This window comes from Capnocytophaga canimorsus, assembly GCF_002302565.1.
GTDB lineage: Bacteria > Bacteroidota > Bacteroidia > Flavobacteriales > Flavobacteriaceae > Capnocytophaga > Capnocytophaga canimorsus.
Genome location: NZ_CP022382.1, coordinates 586,727 through 602,456, shown reverse-complemented (window position 1 = coordinate 602,456; position 15,730 = coordinate 586,727). Strand labels below are relative to the sequence as shown.

Sequence of the window (15,730 nt, the reverse complement as noted above, 5' to 3'; positions counted from 1 at the left end):
ATAAATCACATTAAACTGAACAAATTTTAAAAATAAATTTTTATAAAATTTGTTTTTTAGTTGGAAAAATATCATAAATTGTATGGTTTCGATTTGATATGAATAACAAAAAGCCGAAAGTATTACACTTTCGGCTTTTGTTACTTCTTTAAAAGAAATCTTAAAATTATTTAAACTCTTTTTCGTAGCGTTTGCGGTCGTTTTCGTTTAGGTAGATTTTACGCAAACGTAATGATTTTGGCGTAACTTCCACGTATTCATCTTTTTGGATATATTCCAGAGCTTCTTCCAAAGAGAATTTAATAGCAGGAGCAATTCGCATTTTGTCGTCCGCACCCGCCGAACGTATGTTGGTGAGTTTCTTGGTTTTAGTGACGTTTACCACCATATCATCACCACGTGAATTTTCACCTATTACTTGTCCTTCGTACACATCTTCGTTCGGGTCGATAAAGAATTTTCCCCTATCTTGCAGTTTATCAATAGAATACGGGATAGCCTTTCCGTTTTCCATAGAAATTAACGAGCCATTGATACGCCCTGGTATTTCGCCTTTGTAGGGTTGATATTCCAAGAAACGATGTGCCATAATAGCTTCTCCGGCAGTAGCGGTAAGTATTTGATTACGAAGACCTATAATTCCTCGTGATGGAATGATGAACTCAATAACCATTCGTTCGCCTTTCGGAGTCATTGACAACATTTCACCTTTACGAAGAGTTACGAACTCTACAGCTCTTCCTGACAGGTTTTCAGGTAGGTCGATAGTCAATTCCTCAACAGGTTCGCATTTTACGCCGTCAATTTCTTTAATAATTACCTGTGGCTGACCGATTTGTAATTCATAACCTTCACGACGCATCGTTTCGATAAGTACTGAAAGATGCAATACACCACGTCCGAAAACCATAAATTTGTCGGCACTATCCGTAGGCTCTACGCGAAGAGCAAGATTTTTCTCCAATTCTTTCTCTAAACGCTCCTTAATGTGGCGTGAAGTTACAAATTTTCCTTCTTTTCCGAAGAAAGGAGAGTCGTTGATAGTGAATAACATACTCATCGTAGGTTCATCGATGGCGATGGTAGGCAAGGCTTCCGGATTTTCAAAATCGGCAATGGTGTCACCGATGTCAAAACCTTCTAACCCTGCGATGGCACAGATGTCACCGGCTTGTACTTCATCGATTTTTTTACGTCCTAATCCGTCAAAAGTATGTAGCTCCTTAATTTTTGATTTTGTGATAGTTCCGTCGCGTTTTACCAACGAAACATTCATTCCGCTTTTTAGCACACCACGTTGCAAACGCCCGATAGCAATTCGACCTGTAAAAGAAGAATAGTCTAATGAAGTGATAAGCATTTGTGTGGTTCCTTCCTCTACTTTGGGCGATGGAATATGTTTGATAACCATATCCAAAAGCGGGTCGATAGAATCGGTTTGGTTCTTCCAATCTTCTGACATCCAATTGTTTTTAGCAGAGCCATACACGGTAGGGAAATCCAACTGCCATTCTTCGGCACCGAGTTCAAACATTAGGTCGAACACTTTTTCGTGAACTTCATCAGGGGTACAATTTTCCTTGTCCACTTTGTTTACAACCACAATAGGTTTGAGTTTCATTTCGATAGCTTTTTGAAGTACGAAACGCGTTTGTGGCATCGGACCTTCAAAAGCATCTACCAAAAGAAGCACTCCGTCCGCCATATTAAGCACACGCTCCACCTCACCACCGAAATCGGCGTGTCCTGGGGTGTCTATGATATTGATTTTCGTTCCTTTATAATTTACAGAAACGTTCTTGGAAAGAATGGTAATTCCACGTTCACGCTCAATGTCGTTATTGTCCAAAATCAATTCGCCTGATTCTTGGTTTTCTCTGAACAAAGCACAATGGTGCAAAATTTTGTCCACTAAAGTGGTTTTGCCGTGGTCAACGTGGGCAATAATAGCTATATTTTTGATAGCAGTCATATAATATATTTAAAATTTGAGGGGGCAAAAATACGATTAAATGTGAAAATACATTCCGCTAAGCCCAGTAATTTATCCGAAAAAGATATATTTTTTTGTTAAAGTTAATGTTTTATGAAAGAGAAAATCCATTGATAAACTTTTAGAATCCACCCTTTTAAAAAATAGAAAACAGTTTGTAAAAATCGGATAACTTCAGTTTTTGCTTCAGAAAACAAAGCAGAAATGATAGGTTTTAGAGCATTGTATCTGAAAGATAACCAAACATTTAATAAAATAAATAGCAAAGCTCCAATAACTGTAACATAGGGGTTTAGGCTGTATTTAAAAAATCGAATGAGCCCTATGCCTGTAATACTTCCGTATAATAAGATGCAGTGAATTACATATATGGATAGTGTATTTTGCCCTATTTTCCGTAAAATTTTCGAAGTGATTAGATTACGTGTAACTATAAAAAAGAGAAATACCAACAATACGTTCTTCAATCGAAGAAATAAGAATTCAGAGTGGAATAATTCTTTAAACAAATTGCTATCTGTGGTAAGATATATGTATTTGAAAATATCACTTTTAAACCATAAAATGGCAATTCCTACAGTCAGTAGTATGATTGTATTTCGATATAAATTTGTGGTATTTCTGTATTTGTAGAAAAAATAGCCTAATGACGCACCAAATGAAACATATCCGAACCAAGGAAAAATACTAAAAATAGTTCCATTGGCGCGTGTTAAGTAATTGGCTAAAGGCAAAGGTAAAAAATCAAATTTGAACGATTTATAAAGCGGTTCAAAAGTGAATAATGATAATGTTATTAGTATTAGTAAAGTGGGAAGCACATAGGTTTTCTTGTTATAAGTAAACAAGTATAAGCCAATTAGTAGCAGCAAAGAAATACCGATACAGTGCAGTATATCAACGTATTCAAAACTCAATCGGAGCAAGTATCCAATACCAATGAGTAGTAAAGCTCTATGAAATCCTTTTTTTACCCGAGGATTGTGCCACCCCACCGCTTTGGTATCGGATTCTTTAATCATTAAAAACATAAAAATGAAACCAGATACAGCAAAGAATACTGGAGCGGTAAATCCTGTACAATAGCGCCATACCGAAAAAAGTATATTTGAATCATCATAAAATGCTTCTCCCATCAAAGATCCTACAAAATGACCTTGAAGCATCATACAAATGGCAAAAGCGCGTATGATATCAATAAAATATAATCTGAAAGTATTTTCTTTCATCTTTCTGAATTAAAAAATCGGGCAAAAGTAGTAAAAATAAACGGGATACTCTCATTTTGAGAATAAAACTTTAGGCTAAAAAACGAAAATTATTTTTAAGGTCAATTTGTGCAATCAAGTGCGTCAAATTGTATCTAAAAAGAAAATTTTTTAACCTAAATTTTATTATAATGTATTGATTACAAATTGTATAATTACTTTTGAAAATTTACTCGAATTGAGATAAGAAACGGAAACTGTTACTTGATTTCGATGCTATTTCGGTTTAGTTTTATTTTTTGTTCATTTTCAAGAACTTTGAGTAGTCGGGAAATGACCACACGCGAACTATTTAGCTCGTAAGCAATCTCTTGGTGAGTTTTGTTTATAATGCTTGATTTTTCGAGTTTGCTACGTTCTTTCAGGTAGTTATAAAGTCTTTCATTCATATTCATAAAAGCGATGGAATCAATGGCTGAAAGTAATTCATTGAACCGATTGTTGTAACTTTCAAAAACAAAAGTTCGCCAACTTTTGTAGGTTTCCATCCACTGTTCCATTTTTTGAATGGGAATCATCGCTACAAGTCCGTCGGTTTCTGCTACGGCTCGAATCTCACTTTTTTTGTCTCCCATACAGCATCCTAAAGTCATTGCGCAAGTATCTCCTTTTTCAATAAAATAGAGTAAAAGCTCACCTGCATCAAAATCTTCACGCATAATTTTTATCGCACCGTGAATAAGCAAAGGCATCGCTCTGATGTATTTTCCAATATCAATGAGTACGTCACCTTCTTTGAATTCTATCCATTGAGCTACTGAGGCTATTTCCGTAATGAGTTCTTTTTCAAATATATTGCCATAAGCATCGGTTAAGAGAGCTTCCATTTGTGTTTTTTAGTTTTTTGATGTTGAGCAAATATAAGTAAATTTCAAATAATGCGAATGATTAAAAAACAAGCCCTTTCAATGATTTTATATTTTGAAAGGGCTCTGTTCAGATTTATAATTTCTTAGTGAGGTAATTTGTTTTTAAAAACACCATAAAGGTAGGTGCCTAAAAGAGCCCCGATAATGGCAATGAGTATGCTCCAAACACCAGCTCCGAAAAGTACAAACAAAGGTCCAGGACAAGCCCCTACCAAAGCCCAACCTAAGCCGAAAAGTATTCCTCCGATAAGGTAACGCATCACCGATTTTTCCTTAGGAGGAATCACAATGGTTTTGCCATCAATGTCTTTCTTTTGGCTACGTTTTATCCATTGTATGCCCAAAGCACCTACCACTAAGGCACCACCAATAAAACCATACATATGAAATGATTGAAAATGAAACATTTCATAAATACGAAACCACGAAGCCGTTTCACTTTTGTACATCACAATACCGAAGGCAATACCTAACAAAATGTATAATAAATTTCTCATTTTATCCAAAAATTAAAGGGAATAACACAAATGACATAATAAGTCCGCCGATAAAAAATCCGACAACAGCAATGAGCGAGGACCGCTGAAAATCACTTAATCCTGAAATGGCGTGACCTGAGGTACACCCCCCAGCATAGCGCGTTCCGAAACCAATAAGCATTCCGCCCAATAGCAAAATCATCACATTTTTTAAAGACATCTCTGAAAATAATTCGCTTGGTGAATAGGCTGCTCCAGCACTTTCTAACCCTAAGGCTTTCAGTTCAGAAATAGTCTGCTGTGAAATGGCAGGAACTTGATTATCTGACAGAAAATGAAACGCAATGGCGCCTCCTATAATAGTTCCCACTAAGAATAATAAGTTCCAACGTTGTGATTTCCAGTCAAAAGCAAAAAATTCGCAAGATTTTCCCGCTCCAAGTGCTGAACATATTGTTCGGAAATTAGATGAAAATCCGAAACTTTTGCCCAATAAAATCAGTAAAATCATAATTAACCCAATCAAAGGTCCGCCCACATACCAAGGCCAAGGTTGCATAATCCAATCCATCATATAAGTAAAAATATTTTGCATTTACAGTGTGCAAAAATAGATTTTTACTTGACAACTAATGGTAACCTAAGTTACAAAAAAACGAAAGTAATTCTTCTTTTTAAGTTTCTGTACTTAAAAACCTATTTTTAGGCGATCATAAAATTGGCTATTTTTCCCAGAGATGAAAAGCTTGATTCCGAAAATAATCCCTTTTAATTGGTTTTTATCCTCTTCAAAAGCAAAACTATATCCGCTGTAAAGGTGAAAACAATTCATAAAACTAAGTCCTACGATGGGGGCGAAGTTTTTTGTAGAAGTATGAACTGCGAAGAGCAATCCGTAATACCGATAGCTAATTTTGGCTTCAGGGACAAAAAGATGAGCGTTGTTTTCGCCTTTAAAATAGCGTATTCCGAGTCCTACATTGTATCCGTGCCAATTGTATTCGTTAATAGGTAAGTTGTAATTTAGACCCACGCTAAGGCTATTCCTACCCAAATAATCGTATCCGATATCAATGGCACTTCGTTCTGCTATATGTTTTAGAGTTTGTGAAGAGGCGTGAAGACAAATAATTGAAAGTGATATGGTTAAAAATATTTTCATCGTGTTTTGATTTTTAAATACGTTTTCCAAAGATAGGATTTTCAGTATAAAACACCAAAGTTTTTTGATGAGGATTGAAAAAATAGAGAATGTTTTTTGGCTTTAAAGTTTTGTTAAATAGGGATTCTTTTATGTATTTTTTATAATTTAGCCCCGCGAGTGGAGACCAGAAACCATCAGAAAAAACGGGGCGAAACCGAAAAGCCTTATGAGTAGGAAAAATAAAGTTTAATTAAAATGAATTGGTATTTAAAAGTTTTAAAGCAGTATGCTGATTTTAAAGGAAGAGCAAGAAGAAAAGAGTATTGGATGTTTACGTTATTCAATTGTATCATTTTTTTTGTATTAGGTTTTATTAGTGGTCTTATTGAAACTACGGTATTAGTGAATATTTGCTATCTTGCAATAATAGTACCTTCAATAGCGGTAGGAGTGAGAAGAATGCACGATGTAGGTAAATCAGGCTGGTTTATATTGGTACCCATATACAATTTAGTTCTTTGTTTAACGGAAGGAGAAAGAGGTCAGAACCAGTATGGTCCAGACCCCAAAGCTCAATAATTGTTCATAACAAAAAGACTTCTTTGCCTCCAAAACATATGTTTTGGGGGCATTTTTTATGAAATGATTTGGTTAAAATAAATACCTTTTCAGTACTGATCATAAACAAAGAAGAGATGCCAAAGACATCTCTTCTTTTGAAAAATCGTTGTTTTGTTTGGGGCATTAAAGCATCGTGCTTGGGCAAACGTATGGACTGATATTGAATTTTTCGGAAGATTTAATGGCTTTAAATCCACCTTTAATATCTATCAAATTTTCATACCCTCGTGCTTTTAGAATGGAAATAAATACCATAGAGCGATATCCACCAGCACAATGCACGTAATAGGTTTTGTTTTTATCCACTTGCCAAAGCATATGGTTAATGTAATCAAGAGGGACATTTTCAGCATCAATAATGTGTTCCGAGAAATGTTCACTTTTCTTACGAACGTCCAAAATGTTCAAATCTGCATCTTTTCCCAATCGATAGGCAAGTTCTTCGGCTGAAATGGATTCAATGCTGTCAGTTTCTTTACCAGCTTGTTGCCAAGCCTCAAAGCCACCTTCTAAAAAACCGATGGCGTGGTCGTATCCTACTCGAGCCAATCGGGTAACTACCTCTTCTTCACGTCCTTTTTCGGCAATGATAAGAATTTGTTGTTTGATATCGGGCACTAAAGTACCTACCCAAGGGGCAAATCCGCCATCAATACCAATATTTATGGAATTAGGAATAAATCCTTTGGCGAAAGTTTGCGCATCACGTGTATCTAACAAAAGTGCATCGGTTTGGTTGGCAACTTCTTCAAATTCATCAGGATTTAAGCTACGAAGTCCTTGTTGCAATACATTGTCAATACTTTCATAACCTTCGATGTTCATCATCACATTTTCGGGGAAGTACTGCGGTGGAGGCATCAGTCCGTCTAAAACTTTCTCAATGAATTCTTCTTTGCTCATCGGTTGTAATGCGTAGTTGGTTTTCTTTTGATTTCCGAGAGAATCGCTGGTTTCTTTACTCATATTTTTTCCACAGGCCGAACCTGCTCCGTGTGCGGGATAAACGATGATAGTATCGGGTAGGGGAAGTATTTTATGGTGAAGTGACTCGTACAAATGCCCAGCTAACTTTTCTTGTGTAAGGTCAGCAACCACTTTTTGTGCCAAATCAGGGCGACCAACATCACCAATGAAAAGGGTATCTCCAGTAAAGAGAGCGGTCTCCTTCCCGTTTGGGTCGATTAGCAGGTAACAGGTACTTTCCATAGTATGCCCAGGAGTGTGTATTACCTTGATTTTTAAGTTTCCTACACTTAAAATTTCGCCATCTTTAGCAATGTATGCATCAAATTTAGGATTGGCAGTAGGACCGAAAACAATGGTAGCCCCTGATTTTTTAGCCAAGTCCAAATGTCCGCTAACAAAATCGGCGTGGAAATGCGTTTCCAAAACGTATTTTATTTTAGCATTACTTTTTTGGGCTCTATCCAAATAGGGCTGTACCTCACGTAGTGGGTCGATAACTACGGCTTCACCATTGCTCTCAATATAATAGGCTCCTTGAGCCAAACATCCGGTATAAATTTGTTCTATGTTCATATTTTTCGTGTTTATGTTACTATTTTGTGCTTGTATTTTAATTCCTAAAAAGAAGATTAAAACTAAAAAAGTTCTTTTCATAAAGGATTTTTATCAAATTGCAATGCAAAGATAAGATAACAGCCATTTACACACAGTAACAAAGGTTACAGATTTGTTGGAGTGTTATTATCTCGATAGATTATTTTAATTTTTAGGTCAAATGTACGAATTCTGAAAATGAATAGGACTAAATAAGGGATATGTAAGGCTTTAACTTTGTTTGTTATGGTAAAAATGGTTTGTTTTTTGTATGGCAAACCTCAGACCTTATTTTTCTGTGCTTTGATTTCTTAAAAATGAAATATCAATTAAAGAAACATACTTAGGAAATAGATTAGCACACTTGCTAATCCATTTTACATACTTGCTGAACCATTTTCCGTACTTGCTAATCTATTTTCCGTACTTGCTAATCTATTTCCCATACTTGCTGAACCATTTTCTGTATTTGCTAATTCATTTTATATACTTGCTAATCCATTTTCCATACTTGCTGAACCATTTTTTGTATTTGATAATTCATTTTATATGCTTGCTAATCCATTTTCCATACTTGTTGAACCATTTTTTGTATTTGCTAATTCATTTTCTGTATTTGTTAATCCATTTTTTGTATTTGATAATTCATTTTCCATACTTGATAGCCTATTTTCTGTGTTTGTGGAATTCAAAAATGCCAATGTGATACGAATTTCTAAACCATACGGTAGATAAATATCGGTTGAGGCTACCGATATTTAAAAAAATGGTCGTGTTATATCATTTTTAATTTGAAATGACTAAAATAAAGATTTTCGACTTCGCTCAAATTGATACGGAATTTGTCTTGTTGAGCGTAGTTCAAGTATCAAATTAGGTTAAACGTACGAAGTAATTTTTATAATCTAAACCACATAGGAACATAATTTTTCTATGTGGTTTAAAAATGGATTTACCCAAAAATGGTTCAAATAAACCAATTAAAGTTTAATCATTTTCGTGGGTTTGACCTATTACATCATCAATTCTTTAATCAAAATGTAAGTTCCCATAATCAGAACAAACCACCCAAAGGCTGTTTTTAATCGGTTTCCTTTGATTTTTTTAGCCAATAACATCCCTATAAAAATACCTATTACTGAAAGTAGGGTAAAGTAAACAAGTAACCGCCAGTTAATTAATGTGTAGCTGGTTTGTAAATCTCCCAAAAATCCTAAAAGTGACTTTATAGCGATGATAAAAAGCGAAGTACCAACAGCCAACTTCATTGGCATTCGGGCAAGAAGCACCAAAGCTGGAATGATTAAAAATCCGCCACCAGCACCCACTAAGCCTGTAAGTATCCCTACGGTTAAGCCTTCGAGAAGAATCATTGGATAGTTGTATTTGAGAGTAGAATTTTCGCTTTCGTTACAATTTTTACAAGGTTTAATCATCGCCACCGATGCTAAAATCATTACAACGGCAAAAAGTATCATCAAAGCCATTGATTTTGAAAGAATAAAACCTCCCCAACTAAAAATAGTTTCGGGTATAATAGGTAATAAATAGGCTCGGGTGACATAAACTGCTACAATGGAAGGCAGTCCGAAAATCACAACACTTTTGAAATGAACTTGCCCTTGCAAGGCGTTGTTTATGCCTCCTACCAGTGCGGTAATTCCTACTACAAATAGCGAATATGCTGTGGCTAAAATGGGGTCAACTCCCATTAAATAGACCAAAATGGGCAAGGTAAGAATAGACCCTCCACTACCGATAAGTCCTAACGAAACACCTACGAGTAAGGCTAAAAAGTATCCTAAAAATTCCATCAGATTACATTTTTAAAATTCGAAGTAGGCAAAACTCGGTAATGTTTTTAGGCTAAGCAGTAACAAAGGTTACAATGGAGTGTTTTTTTTAACAGGATTAAAATCGGTTTCGGAAAGAGAATTAAGCACTTTGGCATACACAAAATTGCCAATATCCTTTACGGGCTGAAACAATACCGATTTTTTTACTTCTTCTTGAGAGAGCCACAAGTGAGCTGTTTTGTCAAAAAAAGAAAGACTTGCTCCTAAAATAACGATAACTTTCAGCATTCCGAAAATACCTCCCAGTGCCCGATTGACAAAACCTAAAGCTACCATTTTAGCTACTTTGGTCAGCAGTTTGGCAAGAAACATCACAGCAAACATTACCGCCATTAGGGTAAGCACGTAAGCAACTACTTTTGTAGTTTGTGCATTCCAAGAGACGTATTGTTTTAAGGCATCGGCAGCGTAAAAAGAAAAATACATAGCCCCATAAATCCCCAAAACGAAAGCTAATAATGTGCCTAATTCGATGATAAGTCCTCGCCAAATTCCCCGAATAAGCCCTAAGGCAAGTAAAATTGCTAAAATGATGTCAATCGTGTTCATTGTCTTTGAAAAATTTTTGGCAAAAGTAAGTTTTATTTTTTTGATAAGAAAAATTCAATTGAATTGGTGATGTTTCAGATGATTACAGAGAAACCACCAGCGACGAACCCATTACGTGGGTATTTCAAGATTTTGTACTTGTTCCCAAACGGTAAGGGGACTTATGTTTTACGAATCTTTATGAAAAACAGCTGATTTTCCGTATAATACCTTTTGAGTCACTTCCAAAAAATCAAAATAAATGAAATCGGTATAGTTTTATCTGTATCTTTGTCTAAAATAAAACGATATGCACTTTATTTCGCCAACATTAGAGCAGTATGTAGAAGCCCATTCCCAGTCCGAACCTCCTTTGTTGCAGGAACTGAGTCGGCGTACGCATCTGAATGTACTTCAGCCACGTATGTTGAGTGGTCATTTTCAAGGACGTGTGCTTAGTCTGATTTCTAAGCTCATTCGTCCCAAAACAATTTTAGAAATAGGTACCTATACCGGATACGCAACCCTCTGCCTTGCCGAAGGTTTATCTCCTGAGGGCATCATTCATACCATTGATGTTAATGAAGAATTACAAGATTTGCAACGTGAGTTTTTCGACCGAAGTGGTAAAGGCAGTCAAATTGTGCAACATTTGGGGGCAGCTGCCGATATTATTCCTACTCTCGATGCGAATTTTGATTTGGTTTTTATTGATGCCGATAAACAAAACTATGCGTTGTATTTTGATTTGATTATCAATAAAATGCGCTCTGGTGGAATTATTCTCTCGGACAATGTGCTTTGGAGTGGAAAAGTGGTATCCCCTATAAAATCTAATGATAAACAGACTCTTGCTATCGACCTTTATAACAAAAAGATAAATAATGACCCACGCGTAGAAACTGTACTTTTACCCATACGTGATGGACTTACTGTTTCTCGTGTGGTTTAGGTAATCAGACGACAGAAAAACAGCAATATGCAAAATTATTTTAGTATAATACTTGCCATTTTAATGTTTCAAGGCTATAATCCAAGCCAAAACCAAGAGGTGTCAGTTTCTTTGCGTAAGATAAATGATATGCAAGGCGATTTACATATTGTCAATCACTTGAAAGAGGATATTGTAGTGAACAAATTTATGCTATCGGTAAACGTTTTGATATTTGAATTACAGACAGATACTGGTTATATAAAGAAAATCTCTGGAACACCACCTCCAATACCTCCTTCAAATCTTGAAGTGTATGATGTGGTTTTGAAACAAAATCAAGCGATTACAATCTCATTGCGTTTTCCTTCTTCAAAAAATAAAGATAAAACAAAGGTAAAATTACGAGCTAAAATACCTTACAAAACAAAGATATGTCAAAATGAAAAGATAGCTTATTCCGATTGGATATTTTTATAAAAAGATTTTTAAAGCTTCGTTGTAACTGCTTTCAAAGGCTAGTAAATTCAGTCCTGTAGTGATTTGTTGCTGTTGAAAGTAGGAGATGAGTTTTTCGGTAGGCATATTCCCAACCAACTCATCTTTTGCCATTGGGCAACCGCCAAATCCGCGTATAGCGCCATCAAAACGCAAACATCCGGCACGGAAAGCACTATCTACTTTCTCAAACCAATTATGAGATTGAGTATGGAAGTGAGCTCCGAATTCTACCGAAGGATATTCTTGAGTTAAATGAGAAAATAGCTTAGAAATGGTTTCGGCATTGGCAGCTCCTACAGTATCAGAAAGTGAAATGATATGTATTCCTTTTTCATACAATTTCTCTACCCATTGAGCAACAATGGTTTCACTCCAAGGGTCGCCGTAAGGATTACCAAAGCCCATTGATAGATAAACTACTAGTTCTTTCCCTAATTTTTCAGAATGATTTTTAAGGTAGTCCAAAACTTGTAAACTTTCGTTTATCGTTTTTCGGGTATTTCGCATTTGAAAATTTTCGGAAATAGAGAAAGGATATCCCAAATAACGAATTTGTTCAAAAGCAAGGGCAGCATCACCTCCCTTTTCATTGGCAACGATGGCAAGTAGATTACTATGGGTATTGGTAAGGTCTAAACCTTCAAGTACTTTTGCGGTGTCAGCCATTTGAGGTATGGCTTTTGCGGAGACAAAACTTCCGAAATCAATAGTATCAAAACCAACATTTAAAAGGGATTGAATATAGTCTATTTTTTTTGAGGTAGGGATAAAGGCTTTGATACCCTGCATAGCATCTCGAGGGCATTCAATGATTTTTAATGGACGTTTTGTGGGCATAGTACAACGGATTAACGGTACATCTGTTCGATGAAAAAATCTGTAATTTCATCCATTTCACGGACAATCACATCAGCTTTGGAAAGGTCTTGATTACCAGAATTCGCATTGGCAAACCCAATACATTTCATACCAGCACTTTTGGCAGCCTCAACTCCGTGTTTACTATCTTCAATGACCCAAAAATGCTCTGGAGCCGCCCCATACCATTGAGCAACTTTCAAAAAAATATCAGGGTTTGGTTTGCTTTTTTCTACTTCATTACCACTGACCATTACATCGAAATATCTTTGAATGTCTAATTTTTGGGTGAAGATATTGATGAGCTCTTTGGAAGAGGAGGAAGCTACCGACAGACAAACATTTTGTTTTTTTAGGCGTGAAATGAGTTGCTTAACTCCTTTAACTTCAGGAATTTCAAATTGCTCAAATCTTTGGTAAAAATAATCACGATGAAAGGCAACCAATTGTTCGGGGGTTTCTTCTCGTTGCATATCCTCTTTAATTTTTGTCCAAGTAGGGATAGCTGCCATTCCTGTTAATGACTCTAAATATGAGGGAGTTATATGTATTCCTAAGGCTTTGAATACGCCATTGAGAATGTTTTTATGGACGGGTTCGCTATCGATAAGCACCCCGTCCATATCAAAAATTAAATGCTTCATTGCTCTTTTACAACGATTTTATTATTCCCGAATTTAAGTTGTAGCCATTTTTGTAATTTTTTGGTTTCGGCTTCGGATTGTTTGGCGTCTAACCCGTCTTTCCACGTAACACGGAAAACAGGCAGTGTGTCGATACTTTTTAAGTTGGATATCAGTTCGTTAGAGAAAGTAATTCGGCGTAAGTTTTCGTAATTTACTGCGGCTTCTTTGGTTACGTTTTCAAACAATAGAGCCTCGCGGTTGAATTTGCTCATTTTTTTAACTTCTGACTCTAAAATGGCAATTTTTGATTTGCTGTTTTTCAAATCCTCTTTGTTGGTTTCGTAGAGTTCCTTAACATAGATGCCTTGGTCGCCTCCTTTTGAATTGTCAATAATTCTTAGTTCACTGTTTTTAAGTATCTTGTATTTTTCTTTTTGCGAATTCCAAGTTTCGATAACATTTTCAGGAATAGCTTCATCACCAATAAAAACCAATTCGATAAACGAGTTTCCATCGTCATACTTAAAGTTAGAAAGTTCGTTTACAAATCGTCCATTATTGTTGGCAAACTTGTAAGGAACAATGTTTTCGGTAATGAATTGACGAGCGCTATTGTCAAACTGCGATTTTTTTAAGACTTGCCAGAAAGTGTATCCAGCAGGAATCATCACCAAGGTGGAAAGAATATAAGCTATATTTGAAATGCGCTTACGTTTGGAAGAGTTCGCATAATGCACCATAGGTACGCGTATTACTCTAAGTATCAAAAAGGTAGCTAAGGCAATAAAAATAGCGTTTATAATAAATAAGTACAGCGCTCCCATAGCGAAGCTCAAGTTACCGATGGCAAGCCCGAAACCTACGGTACAAAGCGGCGGCATCAAAGCCGTAGCAATGGCAACCCCGAAAATAACACTAGCTACAGTTCCTTTTTTAGTTCGTGCGATAATCAGTGCCAAACCTCCGAAGAAAGCAATCAATACATCGCGGATGTCAGGGGTGGTTCGTGCCAAAAGCTCAGAAGAGGCATCGCGTAACGGAAATAGCCAAAAGAACAAAAAGGCAGCGAAAATACTGAGCATTACCATTACCGAAAAGTTTTTTATAGCTCTTCGTAGTAAATCCACATCGTTCATTGCCAATGATAGCGCAATTCCTAAGATAGGTCCCATTAGTGGCGAGATTAACATCGCTCCGATAACCACAGCTGTAGAGTTCGCATTCAGACCGATAGAAGCCACAAAAATGGAACAAACCAAAATCCAAGCGGTATGTCCACGAAAGGCAATATCACTTTTAATGCTTTCGATAGTAGCTTGTTGGTCAGTTTCTTTTCGAATATCAACAAAATCGCGTATGTATTCTTTTATCCATTGGAAGAGGTTGATTTGATCTTCTTCAGGTTGTTTGTTTTCAGGAGTATTGTCCATAGTATTTTTAATTTTTTAGTGTTTAATTTCCTTTGAAGCAATGTAATTTAAAGCGAATTGCTCATCACTGCGAATTTGCGCTTTTAAGTCTGGTAAAGACTCAAATCGCTGTTCATCACGAATTCGTTTGAGCAAATATAGTTGAATTTTTTGATTGTAAAGGTCTTTATTAAAATCAAAAAAATACACTTCAATAGATTTTCCTTTATTGGGAATGGTGGGATTGTTGCCGATGCTCATCATTCCGTAAGTTTTCTGTTGATTGATAAGTGCATACACAATGTAAACACCTTCTTTTGGAATGAGTTTGTAGCTTTCTTCTATTTGAATGTTAGCCGTTGGATAGCCAAGAGTTCTGCCAATTTTCATACCGTGAACTACCGTGCCAGTGAGTAAATACGGACTACCGATGTAGGCTTTTGCTTTCTCAACATCGCCCATTTCCAGTGCCTTACGTATTTTTGTAGAGCTGATGGAAACCTGATCAATTTCGGCAGCAGAAATTTCTTCTACTTCAAAGTTATATTTTTCCCCGAAATCTTTCAAGTCCTCAATATTGGCAGTTCTTCCCTTACCGAAACGATGATCATAACCGATAATCACTTTTTGGGCACGAAGTTTATCCACAAGTATTGTTTTTACAAAAATTTCGGCATCAAGTTGTGCAAAATTGGTGTCAAAAGGATGTATGATAAGTTGCTCAATACCACAATTTTCAAGCATTTGTATCTTTTCTTCAAGGGTATGTATGAGTTTTAAGTTTTGGTCTTGCTGTAGTACAGTTCTTGGGTGTGGAAAAAACGTCAAAACCGTACTCAGCCATCCTTTTTCGGTAGCTGAAGTCGTTAATTTTTTTAAAATTTTTTGATGCCCCAAATGTACGCCATCAAACATTCCAATGGTAACCACAGTAGGTTTTGCAGAGGTAAAATGCTGTAAATCGGTAATCTTCTCCACAAGAAAAAAATTTGCGGTGCAAGGTATGAAAAATCATTGAAATAAAAGAAAAGTGTAAAGGATAAAGAGTAAAGTATAAAGTATGAAAACACAAGTTACAAGGCGC

16 protein-coding genes are annotated in these 15,730 nt (G+C 36.1%); 3 read left to right on the top strand and 13 right to left on the bottom strand.

Annotation, left to right across the window (positions count from 1 at the left end; genetic code table 11):
• Positions 1 to 166: 166 nt before the first annotated feature.
• The 6 genes from typA to CGC47_RS02640 all read right to left on the bottom strand — a co-directional run bounded on the left by typA (position 167) and on the right by CGC47_RS02640 (position 5,771).
• Entirely contained in the window at positions 167 to 1,972 is a 1,806-nt protein-coding gene (gene typA / locus CGC47_RS02665; RefSeq protein WP_018279078.1) for a translational GTPase TypA, read from the bottom strand.
• A gap of 104 nt (positions 1,973 to 2,076) precedes the next feature.
• On the bottom strand, positions 2,077 to 3,222 hold the full coding sequence (locus tag CGC47_RS02660; RefSeq protein ID WP_041999626.1) for a heparan-alpha-glucosaminide N-acetyltransferase domain-containing protein: 1,146 nt from the start codon (positions 3,220 to 3,222) through the stop codon (positions 2,077 to 2,079).
• A 239-nt stretch (positions 3,223 to 3,461) separates the two neighbouring features.
• Positions 3,462 to 4,088: a Crp/Fnr family transcriptional regulator gene (locus tag CGC47_RS02655; RefSeq protein ID WP_013997528.1), complete on the bottom strand. Its 627-nt coding sequence runs from the start codon at positions 4,086 to 4,088 to the stop codon at positions 3,462 to 3,464.
• A 125-nt stretch (positions 4,089 to 4,213) separates the two neighbouring features.
• Positions 4,214 to 4,627, bottom strand: a complete 414-nt coding sequence (locus CGC47_RS02650) for a YeeE/YedE family protein (protein ID WP_041986886.1) — start codon at positions 4,625 to 4,627, stop codon at positions 4,214 to 4,216.
• Between the two features lies 1 nt (position 4,628).
• Positions 4,629 to 5,180 carry a YeeE/YedE family protein gene (locus tag CGC47_RS02645; RefSeq protein ID WP_041999630.1) on the bottom strand — a complete coding sequence of 184 codons (552 nt, stop codon included), beginning with the start codon at positions 5,178 to 5,180 and terminating at the stop codon, positions 4,629 to 4,631.
• A gap of 117 nt (positions 5,181 to 5,297) precedes the next feature.
• The gene (locus CGC47_RS02640; protein WP_041986893.1) at positions 5,298 to 5,771 is read right to left on the bottom strand and encodes a hypothetical protein; all 474 of its coding nucleotides are present in this window, start codon (positions 5,769 to 5,771) and stop codon (positions 5,298 to 5,300) included.
• Between the two features lie 237 nt (positions 5,772 to 6,008).
• Here CGC47_RS02640 and CGC47_RS02635 point away from each other — a divergent pair, with 237 nt between their 5' ends.
• Positions 6,009 to 6,332, top strand: coding sequence for a DUF805 domain-containing protein (locus CGC47_RS02635; protein WP_041999623.1), 324 nt, complete (start codon positions 6,009 to 6,011; stop codon positions 6,330 to 6,332).
• Positions 6,333 to 6,497: 165 nt separating this feature from the next.
• On the opposite strand, the gene CGC47_RS02630 is transcribed toward CGC47_RS02635, so the two are convergent.
• The 3 genes from CGC47_RS02630 to CGC47_RS02620 form a co-directional block, all read right to left on the bottom strand.
• Positions 6,498 to 7,916 (bottom strand): MBL fold metallo-hydrolase, encoded by a 1,419-nt coding sequence (locus tag CGC47_RS02630; protein WP_095900359.1) that lies wholly within the window; start codon positions 7,914 to 7,916, stop codon positions 6,498 to 6,500.
• 1,034 nt (positions 7,917 to 8,950) lie between these two features.
• Positions 8,951 to 9,751: a sulfite exporter TauE/SafE family protein gene (locus tag CGC47_RS02625; protein WP_041998438.1), complete on the bottom strand. Its 801-nt coding sequence runs from the start codon at positions 9,749 to 9,751 to the stop codon at positions 8,951 to 8,953.
• A gap of 69 nt (positions 9,752 to 9,820) precedes the next feature.
• On the bottom strand, positions 9,821 to 10,342 hold the full coding sequence (locus CGC47_RS02620) for a CvpA family protein (protein ID WP_041987167.1): 522 nt from the start codon (positions 10,340 to 10,342) through the stop codon (positions 9,821 to 9,823).
• 289 nt (positions 10,343 to 10,631) lie between these two features.
• Between CGC47_RS02620 and CGC47_RS02615 the strand changes: the two genes are divergently transcribed.
• Both CGC47_RS02615 and CGC47_RS02610 read left to right on the top strand, forming a co-directional pair.
• Positions 10,632 to 11,273: an O-methyltransferase gene (locus CGC47_RS02615; protein WP_041998441.1), complete on the top strand. Its 642-nt coding sequence runs from the start codon at positions 10,632 to 10,634 to the stop codon at positions 11,271 to 11,273.
• A 27-nt stretch (positions 11,274 to 11,300) separates the two neighbouring features.
• On the top strand, positions 11,301 to 11,732 hold the full coding sequence (locus CGC47_RS02610; RefSeq protein ID WP_041998444.1) for a hypothetical protein: 432 nt from the start codon (positions 11,301 to 11,303) through the stop codon (positions 11,730 to 11,732).
• On the opposite strand, the gene CGC47_RS02605 is transcribed toward CGC47_RS02610, so the two are convergent.
• The 4 genes from CGC47_RS02605 to CGC47_RS02590 are packed head-to-tail and all read right to left on the bottom strand — an operon-like array spanning position 11,727 to position 15,624.
• Positions 11,727 to 12,590 (bottom strand): hydroxymethylglutaryl-CoA lyase, encoded by an 864-nt coding sequence (locus CGC47_RS02605; RefSeq protein ID WP_041998446.1) that lies wholly within the window; start codon positions 12,588 to 12,590, stop codon positions 11,727 to 11,729. The genes CGC47_RS02610 and CGC47_RS02605 overlap by 6 nt on opposite strands.
• An 11-nt stretch (positions 12,591 to 12,601) precedes the next feature.
• A complete protein-coding gene (locus CGC47_RS02600; protein WP_095899949.1) occupies positions 12,602 to 13,255 on the bottom strand; it encodes an HAD family hydrolase in 654 nt (217 codons plus the stop codon).
• Positions 13,252 to 14,667 carry a DUF389 domain-containing protein gene (locus tag CGC47_RS02595; protein ID WP_095899948.1) on the bottom strand — a complete coding sequence of 472 codons (1,416 nt, stop codon included), beginning with the start codon at positions 14,665 to 14,667 and terminating at the stop codon, positions 13,252 to 13,254. Before CGC47_RS02595 ends, CGC47_RS02600 begins: the two co-directional genes overlap by 4 nt.
• A 15-nt stretch (positions 14,668 to 14,682) precedes the next feature.
• Complete coding sequence (locus CGC47_RS02590; protein WP_041999932.1) at positions 14,683 to 15,624, bottom strand: bifunctional riboflavin kinase/FAD synthetase; 942 nt, start codon at positions 15,622 to 15,624, stop codon at positions 14,683 to 14,685.
• Between the last annotated feature and the right edge of the window lie 106 nt (positions 15,625 to 15,730).

Bases quoted from the DNA above. Each gene is read 5' to 3' on its own strand.
- CGC47_RS02650 (WP_041986886.1), bottom strand. From the start codon at position 4,627: ATGAGAAATTTATTATACATTTTGTTAGGTATTGCCTTCGGTATTGTG.
- CGC47_RS02615 (WP_041998441.1), top strand. From the start codon at position 10,632: ATGCACTTTATTTCGCCAACATTAGAGCAGTATGTAGAAGCCCATTCC.
- CGC47_RS02600 (WP_095899949.1), bottom strand. From the start codon at position 13,255: ATGAAGCATTTAATTTTTGATATGGACGGGGTGCTTATCGATAGCGAA.
- CGC47_RS02625 (WP_041998438.1), bottom strand. From the start codon at position 9,751: ATGGAATTTTTAGGATACTTTTTAGCCTTACTCGTAGGTGTTTCGTTA.
- CGC47_RS02660 (WP_041999626.1), bottom strand. From the start codon at position 3,222: ATGAAAGAAAATACTTTCAGATTATATTTTATTGATATCATACGCGCT.
- CGC47_RS02620 (WP_041987167.1), bottom strand. From the start codon at position 10,342: ATGAACACGATTGACATCATTTTAGCAATTTTACTTGCCTTAGGGCTT.
- CGC47_RS02640 (WP_041986893.1), bottom strand. From the start codon at position 5,771: ATGAAAATATTTTTAACCATATCACTTTCAATTATTTGTCTTCACGCC.
- CGC47_RS02635 (WP_041999623.1), top strand. From the start codon at position 6,009: ATGAATTGGTATTTAAAAGTTTTAAAGCAGTATGCTGATTTTAAAGGA.
- CGC47_RS02630 (WP_095900359.1), bottom strand. From the start codon at position 7,916: ATGAACATAGAACAAATTTATACCGGATGTTTGGCTCAAGGAGCCTAT.
- CGC47_RS02610 (WP_041998444.1), top strand. From the start codon at position 11,301: ATGCAAAATTATTTTAGTATAATACTTGCCATTTTAATGTTTCAAGGC.
- typA (WP_018279078.1), bottom strand. From the start codon at position 1,972: ATGACTGCTATCAAAAATATAGCTATTATTGCCCACGTTGACCACGGC.
- CGC47_RS02595 (WP_095899948.1), bottom strand. From the start codon at position 14,667: ATGGACAATACTCCTGAAAACAAACAACCTGAAGAAGATCAAATCAAC.
- CGC47_RS02655 (WP_013997528.1), bottom strand. From the start codon at position 4,088: ATGGAAGCTCTCTTAACCGATGCTTATGGCAATATATTTGAAAAAGAA.
- CGC47_RS02645 (WP_041999630.1), bottom strand. From the start codon at position 5,180: ATGGATTGGATTATGCAACCTTGGCCTTGGTATGTGGGCGGACCTTTG.
- CGC47_RS02605 (WP_041998446.1), bottom strand. From the start codon at position 12,590: ATGCCCACAAAACGTCCATTAAAAATCATTGAATGCCCTCGAGATGCT.